The sequence below is a fragment of the Roseomonas aeriglobus genome (genome assembly GCA_016937575.1).
Taxonomy (GTDB): domain Bacteria; phylum Pseudomonadota; class Alphaproteobacteria; order Sphingomonadales; family Sphingomonadaceae; genus Sphingomonas; species Sphingomonas aerigloba.
Window position 1 is genome coordinate 469,637 of record JAFHKN010000002.1, and the last position, 12,807, is coordinate 482,443.

13 protein-coding genes are annotated in these 12,807 nt (G+C 66.5%); 9 read left to right on the plus strand and 4 right to left on the minus strand.

Features of this window, described 5'->3' with window-relative positions; genetic code table 11:
* Positions 1-57: 57 nt before the first annotated feature.
* Together clpA and JW805_02705 are read right to left on the minus strand one after the other, a co-directional pair.
* Positions 58-2,382 carry an ATP-dependent Clp protease ATP-binding subunit ClpA gene (clpA, locus tag JW805_02700; protein MBN2970927.1) on the minus strand — a complete coding sequence of 775 codons (2,325 nt, stop codon included), beginning with the start codon at positions 2,380-2,382 and terminating at the stop codon, positions 58-60.
* Between the two features lie 132 nt (positions 2,383-2,514).
* On the minus strand, positions 2,515-2,709 hold the full coding sequence (locus JW805_02705) for a DUF1192 domain-containing protein (protein ID MBN2970928.1): 195 nt from the start codon (positions 2,707-2,709) through the stop codon (positions 2,515-2,517).
* Between the two features lie 68 nt (positions 2,710-2,777).
* Here JW805_02705 and JW805_02710 point away from each other — a divergent pair, with 68 nt between their 5' ends.
* The 8 genes from JW805_02710 to JW805_02745 all read left to right on the plus strand — a co-directional run bounded on the left by JW805_02710 (position 2,778) and on the right by JW805_02745 (position 10,879).
* On the plus strand, positions 2,778-3,773 hold the full coding sequence (locus tag JW805_02710) for an NAD(P)H-quinone oxidoreductase (GenBank protein ID MBN2970929.1): 996 nt from the start codon (positions 2,778-2,780) through the stop codon (positions 3,771-3,773).
* 87 nt (positions 3,774-3,860) lie between these two features.
* Complete coding sequence (locus JW805_02715) at positions 3,861-4,469, plus strand: YqiJ family protein (protein ID MBN2970930.1); 609 nt, start codon at positions 3,861-3,863, stop codon at positions 4,467-4,469.
* Positions 4,466-6,178: a hypothetical protein gene (locus JW805_02720; GenBank protein MBN2970931.1), complete on the plus strand. Its 1,713-nt coding sequence runs from the start codon at positions 4,466-4,468 to the stop codon at positions 6,176-6,178. Before JW805_02715 ends, JW805_02720 begins: the two co-directional genes overlap by 4 nt.
* 110 nt (positions 6,179-6,288) lie before the next feature.
* Positions 6,289-7,152 (plus strand): UDP-2,3-diacylglucosamine diphosphatase, encoded by an 864-nt coding sequence (locus JW805_02725; protein ID MBN2970932.1) that lies wholly within the window; start codon positions 6,289-6,291, stop codon positions 7,150-7,152.
* Positions 7,153-7,274: 122 nt separating this feature from the next.
* The gene (locus JW805_02730) at positions 7,275-8,294 is read left to right on the plus strand and encodes a glycosyltransferase family 1 protein (GenBank protein ID MBN2970933.1); all 1,020 of its coding nucleotides are present in this window, start codon (positions 7,275-7,277) and stop codon (positions 8,292-8,294) included.
* A gap of 100 nt (positions 8,295-8,394) precedes the next feature.
* On the plus strand, positions 8,395-9,072 hold the full coding sequence (locus tag JW805_02735; protein ID MBN2970934.1) for a DUF1013 domain-containing protein: 678 nt from the start codon (positions 8,395-8,397) through the stop codon (positions 9,070-9,072).
* A gap of 299 nt (positions 9,073-9,371) precedes the next feature.
* Positions 9,372-10,241, plus strand: a complete 870-nt coding sequence (locus tag JW805_02740; GenBank protein ID MBN2970935.1) for a dienelactone hydrolase family protein — start codon at positions 9,372-9,374, stop codon at positions 10,239-10,241.
* Between the two features lie 11 nt (positions 10,242-10,252).
* Positions 10,253-10,879, plus strand: a complete 627-nt coding sequence (locus JW805_02745) for a glutathione S-transferase family protein (protein ID MBN2970936.1) — start codon at positions 10,253-10,255, stop codon at positions 10,877-10,879.
* Here the strand turns inward: JW805_02745 and JW805_02750 are convergent.
* Positions 10,876-11,715 (minus strand): hypothetical protein, encoded by an 840-nt coding sequence (locus JW805_02750; protein ID MBN2970937.1) that lies wholly within the window; start codon positions 11,713-11,715, stop codon positions 10,876-10,878. The two genes, JW805_02745 and JW805_02750, sit on opposite strands and share 4 nt — an antisense overlap.
* A 169-nt stretch (positions 11,716-11,884) precedes the next feature.
* On the opposite strand from JW805_02750, the gene JW805_02755 reads away from it, so the two are divergent.
* Positions 11,885-12,397, plus strand: coding sequence for a TIGR00645 family protein (locus JW805_02755; protein MBN2970938.1), 513 nt, complete (start codon positions 11,885-11,887; stop codon positions 12,395-12,397).
* Positions 12,398-12,436: 39 nt separating this feature from the next.
* Here the strand turns inward: JW805_02755 and JW805_02760 are convergent, their stop codons facing one another.
* Positions 12,437-12,727, minus strand: a complete 291-nt coding sequence (locus JW805_02760) for a hypothetical protein (protein MBN2970939.1) — start codon at positions 12,725-12,727, stop codon at positions 12,437-12,439.
* Positions 12,728-12,807: the final 80 nt, after the last annotated feature.

A 12,807-nucleotide genomic window follows, 5' to 3' on the forward strand; every position in this document is an offset into this window, starting at 1 on the left:
CGCGGCCCCGCACCCAAAGACTGCGAGGCCGCGACGTCGATCAGCGGAGATCGGCGGTTACTTGGCCTTTTCCGCCGCCGCCTTCTTGCCGCCGCCTGCCTTTCCCGGCTTCTTGGGCGCTGCGGGTTCGATGGTGAACGACAGCGCGCCGTCCTTCATCTTGACCGTCACCTCGCCGCCATGGACCAGCTTGCCGAACAGCAGTTCTTCGGCCAGCGGCTGCTTGATCTTCTCCTGGATCAAGCGACCCATCGGCCGTGCGCCATAGAGCTTGTCATAGCCGCGCTCGGTCAGCCACGCCTTCGCTTCCTCGTCCAGGTTGATGTGGACGCCGCGGTCGGCCAGCTGGAGTTCGAGCTGCAGGATGAACTTCTCGACGACCCGGCTGACGACTTCCGGCGGCAGATAGCCGAACGGCACGATCGCATCGAGGCGGTTGCGGAATTCCGGGGTGAAGAGGTTCTTCACCGCTTCTTCCTGCACATCCTCTCGGCCGATGGTGCCGAAGCCCAGCGACTCCTTGGCCATGTCCGACGCACCGGCATTGGTGGTCAGGATGAGGATGGTGTTGCGGAAATCGACGGTCTTGCCGTGGTGATCAGTCAGCTTGCCGTTGTCCATCACCTGCAACAGGATGTTGAACAGATCCGGATGCGCCTTCTCGATCTCGTCGAGCAACAGCACCGAATGCGGATTCTGGTCGACCGCATCGGTCAGCAGCCCGCCCTGATCATAGCCGACATAGCCCGGAGGGGCACCGATCAGCCGGCTGACCGAATGGCGCTCCATATATTCGGACATGTCGAAGCGCTGGAGCGGAATGCCGAGGATATCCGCCAGACGCCGCGCGACTTCGGTCTTGCCGACGCCGGTGGGCCCTGAGAACAGATAGTTGCCGATCGGCTTGTCCGGGTCGCGCAACCCGGCGCGCGACAGCTTGATCGCCGACGACAGCACCTCGATCGCCTTGTCCTGGCCGAAGACGACGCGCTTCAGGTCGGTTTCCAGGCTCGCCAGCGCCTTGGTATCGTCGGTCGACACGGTCTTCGGCGGGATGCGCGCCATCGTCGCGATGACCTGTTCGATCTCCTTGGGGGTGATCGTCTTCTTCCGCTTCGACGGGGCGACCAGCATCTGCATCGCGCCGACTTCGTCGATCACGTCGATCGCCTTGTCGGGCAGCTTGCGGTCGTTGATGTAGCGCGCCGAGAGTTCGACCGCCGACTTGATCGCGTCCGGCGTGTACTTGACGCCATGATGCCCCTCGAACGCGGTGCGGAGACCGGCGAGAATCTTGATCGTGTCCTCGATCGTCGGCTCGTTCACGTCGATCTTCTGGAACCGGCGCAGCAGCGCGCGGTCCTTTTCGAAGTGGTTGCGGAATTCCTTGTAGGTGGTCGAGCCGATGCAGCGGATCGTGCCGCCGCTAAGCGCGGGCTTCAGCAGGTTCGACGCATCCATCGCGCCGCCACTCGTCGCGCCGGCACCGATGACGGTGTGGATCTCGTCGATGAACAGCACCGCGTGCGGCAGCTTCTCAAGCTCGGTGACGACCTGCTTCAGACGCTCTTCGAAATCGCCGCGATAGCGCGTGCCGGCCAGCAGCGCGCCCATGTCGAGCGAATAGATGACGGCCTCCTTCAGCACCTCGGGCACGTCGCCCTCGACGATCTTGCGCGCGAGACCCTCGGCGATGGCGGTCTTGCCGACGCCCGGATCGCCCACATACAGCGGGTTGTTCTTGCTGCGGCGGCACAGGATCTGGACGGTGCGGTCGACTTCGGGCCCGCGACCGATCAGCGGATCGATCTTGCCGGTCTTCGCCTTTTCGTTGAGGTCGACGGTAAACTGCTTGAGCGCGCTTTCGCTCTTGCCCTTGCCGTCGCCCTTCCCCGGCTTCTCTTCCTCGGCCCCCTTGGGCGGGGTCGCTTCGGTCGGCGCGGCGCCCTTGCCGACGCCGTGGCTGATGAAGCTGACCGCATCGAGACGGCTCATGTCCTGCTGCTGCAGGAAATAGACGGCGTAGCTCTCGCGCTCGCTGAACAGCGCGACAAGCACATTGGCGCCGGTCACCTCGTCACGGCCCGACGACTGGACGTGCAGGATCGCGCGCTGGATGACGCGGCTGAAACCGCTGGTCGGCGAGGGGTCGGTGGCCTGAGCGACCTTCAGCGCGTCGAGCTCGGTATCGAGATAATGCGCGACCGTGGTCTGCAGTTCGCCCAGGTCCACGCCGCACGACGCCATCACCTTCGACGCGTGCTCGTCGGCGATCAGCGCGAGCAGCAGATGCTCCAGCGTCGCATATTCGTGACGGCGCGACGAGGCGGCCTTCAGGGCCTCGTGCAGGGTGTTTTCCAGGGCGGAAGCGAAAGACGGCATGTACTTACTCCAGCGGGCCGCTTGGGAGGACGGGCGACCCGGTCCTCCGATATGTCGGAAGTCTTGGGGCCCGCATCAAGCGTGGCGACCGTCGCACCGGTTTCGTACAGCGCGACGAACCGGCGCTCGTGATCACGACTTGAATAGCGCGTCGGCGCTTGCCCGATGGTTAACGGCGCGTTCAATCCTGTGACGAACGCGGGAAATTTCCGCCTCCAACGCGGCGATCCGCGCCTGAAGCTCCTCGACCGACAGCGGGTCGAGGTCTTGGCGGGCAAGCTCTGCGACCAGATCGCGAGCGCGGCGGGGAAGATCGTCGGCTTCCATGGCAGCGGATCGTTGACCTGACCGGGCTGGGTGTCAATAAGCCTTCGACGAAACGGGGGACGGGCGGCATGACGATACCGGCGACGATGACGGCGATCGACCCGCAGGCACCGGGCGGGCCCGAGGTGCTGGTACCGGTCGAACGGCCGGTCCCACAGCCAGGCCCCGGCGACGTGCTGATCAAGGTCGCTGCCGCCGGTGTCAACCGGCCTGACGTGCTCCAGCGCAAGGGCGGCTATGCCCCGCCGCCGGGCACGACCAGCGTGCCCGGCCTGGAAATCGCGGGCGAGGTCGTCGCGGCCGGTGACGACGTGCCCCCGGAACTGATCGGCCAACCGCTCTGCGCGCTCGTTGCCGGTGGCGGCTATGCCGAATATTGCGTCGCGCCCGCCGGCCAATGCCTGCCGGTGCCCGCGGCGCTGACGATGGCGGAGGCGGCCGCCTTGCCCGAGACGCTGTTCACCGTCTGGACGAACCTGTTCGAGCGGGGCTTCGCCAGCGACGGCGACACGGTGCTGGTCCATGGCGGCACCAGCGGCATCGGTACGATGGCGATCGCGCTGTGCGGCCTGTTCGGCGTCGACATCATCGTCACGGCGGGCTCAGCCGAAAAGGTCGCCGCAGCCAAGGCGCTCGGCGCGACCCATGCGATCGATTACAAGGCCGAGGACTTCGTCGCGCGGGTGAAGGAGATCACCGGCGGCAAGGGCGTCCAGGTCGTGCTCGACATGGTCGGTGGCGACTATGTCCCCCGCAACCTGCAATGCCTGGCGGAGGACGGCCGCCACGTCTCGATCGCCGTCCAGGGCGGCCTGACCGCGACCATCCCCATCTTCGACATCATGCGCCGCCGCCTGACGCTGACGGGCTCCACGCTCCGGAACCGCGACGTCGCGTTCAAGAGCCTCGTCGCCGACGAACTGTCGCGCACCGTCTGGCCGCATGTCGAGGCGGGGCGGCTGAAGCCGGTGATGGACCGGAGCTTCCCGCTGGCACAGGCGGCCGAGGCGCATCGCCGGATGGAGGCGGGGGATCATGTGGGTAAGATCATCTTGACGATCTGACCTCCGATTACGGTCGTTCCTGCTCCGATTTCGCTAGGCGCAATTACGCCGGACCCGTAACCTCCCTCTCGAATCGGGGAGGCAGGGGTGCTCGACTTTCTGGGCGCGTCACAGAACGTGCTCTTTTCTGCGGCGATCGTTCTGATGCTGCTGATCGGACTGGTCCAGGCGATCGGGTTCGCCCCGGTCGATCACGGATTCGATGCCGATGTCGACAGCGACCTGCTCAGCTGGCTGGGTGTCGGACGCGTGCCGATGCTCGTGCTGCTGGTGCTGTATCTGGCGAGTTTCGGGCTGATCGGGCTGATCGGTCAGCAGCTGTCGCATGACTTGCTTGGTGGGGTGCAACCCCTGTGGATCGCCGCGCCCGCAGCCGCACTGCTGGCGTTGCCGCTGACGGCGCTGGCGGCGCGGATGGTCGGCGGCATCGTCCCCCAAGATCACACGACGGCGATTGCGATCGAGGATCTGATCGGTCGCGTCGCCACCATCCAGGTCGGCCGCGCGACCCCCGGCTCGCCCGCTCGCGCGCGCACCGTCGATCGGTTCGGTCAGGCGCACTATGTGATGGTCGAACCCGACAACGCCGACCAGGCCTTCGCGCAGGGAGAGAGCGTGCTGCTCGTCCGGCGCGAAGGCGACGTCTTCCGCGCTATTTCGCGCGGTGATCACCTGCTGCCGGGGCTCGACCCATGAACGACATCGCCATCCAGGGGAATTCGATGGTTCCGTATCTGATCTACGCCGGCATCGCGCTGGCGACGTTGCTCGTGCTCGGGCTGATCCTGGCGCGGCTCTATCGCCGTGCCTCGAAGGAAATCGGCTTCGTCCGCACCGGACTGGGCGGCGAGCGGGTGGTGATGAATGGCGGCGCGCTGGTGCTGCCGGTGTTTCACGAGACGATGCCGGTTAATATGAACACGGTCCGACTGGCGGTCGAGCGCAAGAACATGGACGCGCTGATCACGCTCGACCGCCTCCGGATCGACGTGAAGGCGGAGTTCTATGTCCGCGTGAAACCCGACGCGGGGTCGATCGCGACTGCCGCGCAGACGCTCGGTATGCGCACGATGAACCCCGACGCACTGAAGGAGCTGGTCGAGGGCAAGTTCGTCGACGCCCTTCGCTCGGTCGCGGCGGGCATGACGATGGCGCAGCTCCACGAACAGCGCAGCGACTTCGTCCAGAAGGTGCAGCAGGTGTCTTCGGTCGATCTCGCGATGAACGGGCTGGAGCTGGAAAGCGTGTCGCTGACCGGGCTCGACCAGACATCGATCGAGCATTTCAATGCCAACAACGCGTTCGACGCCGAGGGTCTGACGAAGCTGACCGAGCAGATCGAGCTGCGCAAGAAGGCCCGCAACGACATCGAGCAGGACACCCGCGTCCAGATCGAGACCAAGAACCTCGAGGCGCAGCGCCAGTCGTTCCTGATCAGCCGCGACACCGAATTCGCCCGGCTGGAGCAGGAGCGCGAGGTCGAGATGCGCCGGGCGGCACAGTCGGCGGAGGTCGCCCGCGAACAGTCGCTGCGTCAGCAGGAAGCCGATCAGGCGCGGATCGAGGCGAAGAAGCTGGTCGACAGCCAGCAGATCGAGGCGGATCGCGCGGTCAAGGAAGCGCAGATCGCGCAGACCCAGGCGCTCGAACTCGCGCGGCAGGAACAGCAGATCGCGGTCCAGAACAAGAGCCGCGAGGAAAGCCAGGCCAAGGCCGAGGCCGACAAGGCGCGGGCCGCGGCGGTCGTGGCGCAGGAACAGGTGACCACCGCGCGCGACGCCGAGGTCGCCGAACGCACGAAGCGTATCGAACTGATCGATGCCGCGCGCGAGGCGGAGCGGGCGGCGATCGGCCTGCGCGTCCAGGCCGAAGCCGAGAAACAGGCCGCGGCCGACCGTGCGGAAGCCGCACGTCTCCAGGCCGAGGGCGAAGCGGAGGCGGCGAAGCTGAAGGCGGAGGCGGACCGCGTCCGCTTCGAAGTCGAAGCGGCGGGCCAGCGCGCGGTGAACGAGGCGGCGAACCTGCTGTCGTCCGACCAGATGTCGCTCCAGACCAAGCTGGCCTTGCTCAAGGTGCTGCCCGAACTGGTCCGCGAGGCAGCGCGGCCGATGGAGGCGATCGATAGCATCAAGATCGTGCAGGTCGATGGCATTACGGGGCAGGGCGGTGCCGGCGGCACGGTCGACGCGGGCGAGGGCGGCGACCGCAATCTCGCGAGCTCGGCGGTCAATGCGGCGCTCCGCTACCGTGCCCAGGCCCCGGTCATCGACGGGCTGATGCGGGAACTCGGCTTCGACGGCGGCTCGCTCGACGCGCTGGTCGCCGGCGCGGCGGAAGCGGGCGGGGCATCGCCCCCCAAACCGGCCGCGTCGGCGCCGCGCAAGCCGACGCCGACGGCCCGATAGGACGCCGGGCAAAGGGGCGGCTGTGACGGCTGTGTGACGCCGCTCCCCTGAAACCGTAACATTGGCAAGGCATTGCACCCGCCCGACAGCCGAACGGGGCGGGGAGTGCCATGACGGATATCCTGAAGCTTGCCGATGTCGCCGACCTGGCCGACTTCGCCAATTCCCGGCCGGCCATCCCCGAACGTGTCGTCGAACGGCAGCGCTATCGGACGGTGTGGATTTCCGACGTTCATCTCGGCACGCGCGGCTGCAATGCCGAATTGCTGATCGACTTCCTCGACCATGTCGACAGCGACACCATGTATCTGGTCGGCGACATCATCGACGGCTGGCGGCTGAAGAAGAAATTCTACTGGCCCGATGCGCATAACGACATCGTCTGGCGCATCCTGAAGCGCGCCAAGCGCGGCACGCGGATCGTGTATATCCCGGGCAATCACGACGAGATGTTCCGGCAGTTTTCGGGCCTGCACTTCGGTGGCGTGACGATCAAGCGCCAGGCGATCCACGAAACTGCCGACGGCCGCCGTCTGCTGGTGCTGCACGGCGACGAATTCGACGCGATCATGTTGTCGCACCGCTGGCTCGCCTATCTGGGCGACGCCGCCTACCACTTCGCGATGTGGGCCAATCGCTGGGTCAACGCCTACCGCCGGCGGATGGGGCTGCCCTATTGGTCGCTGAGCAAACACGCCAAGCACCGCGTCAAGAAATCGGTCGAGTTTATCTCGAAGTTCGAGGAGATCGTCGCACACGAGGCGGGTCTGCGCGGTGTCGACGGCGTCATCGCCGGACACATTCATACCGCCGAAATCCGCGAGATCGACGGCATCGCCTATTACAACGACGGCGACTGGGTGGAGGGCTGCAACGCGCTGGTCGAGCATTTCGACGGGCGGATGGAGCTGCTCGACTGGGCCGAAGAAGTGGCCAGGCGCGAGGCAGGCCGCGTCGTGGCGATGGCGGCGTGAGGGGCGGTCTTATCGTGAATCCCCTCCCCTTCGCGGGAGGGGTTGGGGGTGGGGGATGTCTCACCGAGACTGTCGTCCGCGTCCCCCACCCCAACCCCTCCCCTGAAGAGGAGGGGCTCTAGATGCGCATAGCCATCGTCACCGACGCGTGGACGCCGCAGGTCAACGGCGTCGTCCGCACGCTGACCGCCGTTCGCGACCAGCTTGCGCGGATGGGGCATGACGTGCTGATCGTCTCGCCCGATCTTTTCGCATCGGTCCCATGCCCGACCTACCCCGAGATCCGGCTTGCCTTTGCGCGCCGCTCGACCGTCGGTGGCATGCTGGCCCAATTCGGCGCCGATGCGATCCACCTCGCGACCGAAGGGCCGCTGTGCCTTGCCGCCCGCGCCTGGTGCCTGGCGCGGGCACGGCCGTTCACCACCGCCTACCACACGCAATTCCCCGACTATGTGTCCGCGCGCACCGGCATCCCGGCGGAGTGGATCTGGCGGTACATTCGCTGGTTCCATGCGCCCGCTGCGGCGATCCTCGCGTCGACGCCGTCGATCCGCGAGACGCTGATCGCGCATCAATTGCCCCACGTCCGGCACTGGGGGCGGGGGGTCGACCTGACCGCCTTTCACCCGGACGCCGCGCCACACCCGGCGCTCGGCCATCTGCCGCGCCCGATCCAGCTCTACGTGGGACGCGTCGCGGTCGAAAAGAACGTCCGTGCCTTTCTGTCCAACGAGCATCCCGGGACGAAGATCGTCGTCGGCGACGGCCCCGCGCGCGCCGCGCTCGAGGCGGAGTTTCCCAGCGCGATCTTCATGGGCGCGCTGTTCGGCGCGGACCTGGCGGGCGCCTATGCCGCGGCCGACGTCATGGTGTTTCCCAGCCGCACCGACACCTTCGGGCTGGTGATGATCGAGGCGCTGGCCTGCGGTACGCCGGTCGCGGCCTATCCGGTCACCGGGCCGGTCGATGTATTGACCGCGGAGACCGGCGCGATGGCCGACGATCTCGAAGCCGCGATCGCCGATGCGCTGTTGCTCGACCGAGACGGTTGCGCCGCCTATGCCCGCACCTTCACCTGGGAGGCGAGCGCGCGCCAGTTCCTCGATGCGCTCGTTCCGATATCGCAGGCGCATGCCGCCTGATCCTGCCTTGCCTCGATAGGCAAGGTGCATTAGATCGGGCAGGTGCAAGGTGGCCGCTCCTTCGTTGGGGCGGCCCTTATCGTTTCTGGAGACTACGGCCGTGACCCAGCCGCTCATGCCCCATGCGACCGCCAGCTGGCTGGTCGACAATACCGCGCTCAGCTTCGAGCAGATCGCCGACTTCTGCGGCCTCCACATCCTGGAAGTGCAGGCGATCGCCGACGACACCGCCGCGACCAAGCTGACGGGCCGCGATCCGGTGCGCGCGCACGAGCTGACGATGGACGAGATCGAGAAGGGGCAGGCCGATCCCGACTACCGCCTGAAGATGCTGAAGGGTCCCGAGCAGGTCCGCCGCACCAAGGGGCCGCGCTATACGCCGGTCAGCAAGCGCCAGGACAAGCCCGACGGCATCGCGTGGATCATCAAGAACCACCCGGAAATCTCGGACGGCGCGATCGGCAAGCTGATCGGTACGACCCGCACGACGATCGCCGCGATCCGCGACCGCAGCCACTGGAACATCGCCAACATCGTGCCGAAGGACCCGGTGACCCTGGGCCTGACCAGCCAGCGCGAGCTTGACGCGCTGGTGACGAAGGCGGCGAAGGCGAGCGGCCAGGAAGCCCCGACCGACACGCGCCTCGAGGGCGACCGCGAGGCTCTGCTCAGCCAGCTGCGCGCCGAGCGTGAAGCCGCCTCGCGTGAGGCGGACGGCAGCGACGAAGGGTCGAGCGCGCCCGTCGAACACACCGCGGAGACGCTGTTCAAGCGCTAAGCGTGCCGTGATTAGCGCCAGCTAATCATGGACTCGCGCCGCGCGGGGGGCGGGGCGGCGCAGCCGTCCCGTCCGACGGCGTGGCGCGTCCTGAACCAAATCCTCCCCTGCAAGGGGAGGTGGCAGGCCGCAGGCCTGACGGAGGGGTATAACCCTCTCCGGATCGCGGGACACCCCTCCGACGCGCGTGCCGCGCGCCACCTCCCCTTGCAGGGGAGGATATTCCGGTTCGCTTCGTTTCGCACTACCCTCTCCCGCAACCCAGCCCCGACTCACGGGCTTGCGAAGGAGAGCTCCCGATGTGCGACGACCTGACCGAAGCCGATAACGAAGCCTATCTGTCGAACGGCGCCGTCAGCCGCCGTCACTTCGCTGCGATCGCCGGCGCCGCGGGCATCGTCGCGGTCCTGCCGCGTCCCGCCGATGCGCAGGCCACCCGCGGCAGGGACGTGTCGATCACCACCGCGGACGGCACCTGCGACGGCTATTGGGTCGCGCCGGCGAAGGGGAAGCATCCCGCCGTGCTGGTCTGGCCCGACATCTACGGCCTGCGTCCCGCGTTCCGCCAGATGGCCGATCGCCTCGCGAGTTCGGGTTACAGCGTGCTCGTCGTCAACCAGTTCTACCGGTCGACCAGAACGCCGTTCATCAAGCCCGGCGAGACGCTGGAGACGCCCGGCGTGCGCGAGAAGATCATGCCGTGGCGCGCGCTGCTCACGCCCGACGCGACGAAGCGCGACGCTGCCGCCTTCGTTGCGTGGATCGACAAGCAGCCGCAGACCGACACGAAGCGCGGGCTCGCGACCACCGGCTACTGCATGGGCGGACCGATGGTGCTCTACACCGCAGGCACGCAGGCCAAGCGCGTTCGTGCGGGCGCGAGCTTCCACGGCGGCGGCCTGGCGACCGACAAGCCCGACAGCCCGCATCTGCTCATCCCGCAGATGAAGGGCGGCTATCTGATCGCGGTCGCGCAGAACGACGATGCGCGCAATCCACAGGAGAAGGAAACGCTGCGCACGGCCTTCGCCGCCGCCAAGGTTCCGGCCGAGATCGAGGTCTATCCGGCGCAGCACGGTTGGTGTCCGCCCGACAGCAAGGTCTACGACGCGACGCAGGCGGAAAAGGCGTGGGCGCGCCAGCTCGCGCTGTTCAAGCAGACGCTGTGAGCGGGGCAGCGATGAGCGACCTCATTTTCTACACCAATCCCCAGTCGCGCGGCCGGATCGTCCGCTGGATGCTGGAGGAAACCGGCGCCGACTATGAGACGGTCATGCTCGACTATGCGGCCGGCATGAAGTCCGACGCGTACCGCGCGATCAATCCGATGGGAAAGGTGCCCGCCATCGTCCACCGCGGGCACGCCGTCACCGAATGCGCGGCGATCTGCGCCTATCTGGCGGATGCCTTTCCCGATGCCGGCCTGGCGCCCGTGCCGGCCGATCGCGCGGACTATTACCGCTGGATGTTCTTCGCCGCCGGCCCGTTGGAGGCGGCGGCGACCGAGCGGGCGCGCGGGATCGTCGTGACGCCCGAACAGTCGCGGATGGTCGGCTATGGCAGCTTCGACACGGTGATCGACACGCTGGAACAGGCGGTCGCCGCGCACGACTATATCGCCGGCGACCGCTTCACCGCGGCGGACGTCTATGTCGGCTCGCACATCCTGTGGGGATCGCAATTCGGCTGGCTGCCGAAACGCGACGCTTTCGCCGATTACATGGCGCGGCTGGCGAGCCGTCCGGCCTACATCCGCGGCGGGGAGAAGGACGATGCGCTGATGGCGCAGATGCAGGCGGCGGGTTAGGCGTCCTTGGGAATCAGGCTGTCGACCCCGCGCGCGGCGACGACCCAGCGGTAGAAGGCGTCGACGACATAGACCCGGATGACGTTGGGGTCGATCGTCACACGCTTGGCATCGCCGACGCATTCACGGGCTTCGATGATGATCGTCTGCGTCAGGCCGCGTTCGAGGTCTGTCCCCGGCGCCGACTTGACGAGACGCGTCGCCAGTTCGGGCTGTCGCCGCACGAGGCAGGAGGCGAATCGCAGTGCGCCCAGATCACCGGGCTGTCGCAGGCGGTTGCGTTCCTCTTCGCGGATGTTGAACCGCTCGCGGATCGCAATGTTTTCGGTTTGCGCGCGCGTCAGGGCCGCATCGGGCGCGTACTTCATCAATACCCTTTCCATGATGACGCCGCGATCGAGGGACGACGTGCCCAGATCGATCGGCGCGATGGGATAGGGCGAGGAAAAGGGACCAGCGACCGCGGCATAGCGCGCAGCTAGGTGCTCCGGAGGGTAGCAGCCTTCGCTCGCCGCGAGCAGCGATCCTTGGGCCGTGCGGGCATCCGCGCTGTTGGGCATACCGTCAACGATGCGGCGAAGCGTGCTCAGCCGGCTGATTTTCGTCGCGCAGCGCAAAAACATATCCGCCTTTTCGCGGGCGATGCGACCGCCGAGGACATTGCTCTGGTCCCATTCGATCTGAGTGGGCAGCTTCTCGCGGGGAATCCGCAGTGCGCTCACGATCACATCGTTCGGCGACGATGCGTCGGGCAAGGTCGTCGGAGTCGATTGCTGGGCCGCGACGGGCGCCATAGCCATCGTGGCGAGGCCCAAGAGATACGCGTACCGTAGCATCGGTCATCTCCCTTTTTGCAATCTGGATCAGTATACCGTTCTTCGGCGTCTTCCCAAGTCCCATCGCCGATTTACGACGCATGGCTACAGACGTTGTGGCTAGCCCCGCCGCACAAGCCTCGGTAGGACGGGTGAGCAGAGCAATCCGGGGGGGCATATGCTCAAGAAGATCGAACAAGCCTTTGAGGCGGTGCTGTTTGGCTCGCGCTGGTTGCTCGCGCCTTTTTACGTCGGGCTGGTGCTTGCGATCTGCATCCTGTTGGGCGTCTTCGTGCGCGAATTCCTGCATGCGACCGCGAGCATCTGGTCGATGAGCGTCGAATCGGCGATATTGGAGGTGCTGTCGCTGCTCGATCTCGCGCTGGCGGCGAATCTGATCCTGATCGTGATCCTGGCGGGATACGAAAATTTCGTCAGCAAGATCGACAATGTCGGGCATGAGGATCGCCCGAGCTGGATGGGCAGCGTCGGTTTCGCCGGTCTGAAGCTGAAGCTCTACGCCTCGATCGTGGCGATCTCGGGCATCCAGCTGCTCAAATATTTCATGGGGATCGGCGAGACGGTGGTCGACGAGACCAACCTGAAATGGCTGACGATCATCCATTTCACCTTCGTCATCACGACCGTGCTGTCGGCACTGACCGACTGGCTGTCGGCTCGGGCGAAGGGCAGCTCGGCATAAGGCTCGGGCGGCGGGGACAAACCCGCCGCCCGCCCTTGCTCAGCCGTAGCGGACGGCGATCCACAGCATCAGCGCGATCGGCACGGTGATGAGCGCGATCACTGCCAGCGTCGGCGCCACACCGGCGCGGAAATGGCTTTTATGCTCGGCCTGAATCGCCTCGATCGTCGCGGTATACGCCGGGTCGCCGCGGAGCATTCCGCGGTCGACGATCGGGCCGTGGGCCAGGAAGTCGATGAGCTCGTTCAGTTCGTCGGAGCTGAGGTCGGGATGCCGGTCGAGCAGTGCCGCCATGCGGTCGCGGGTGGTGGTGTCGATAGTGTCGTGCATGAGAATTGGTCCTGATGAGCGCGCGAACGCGCACGGCGCCGCCTGAAGGCGGCGCGGAAGGTCGTCGTCGACGAAACGGT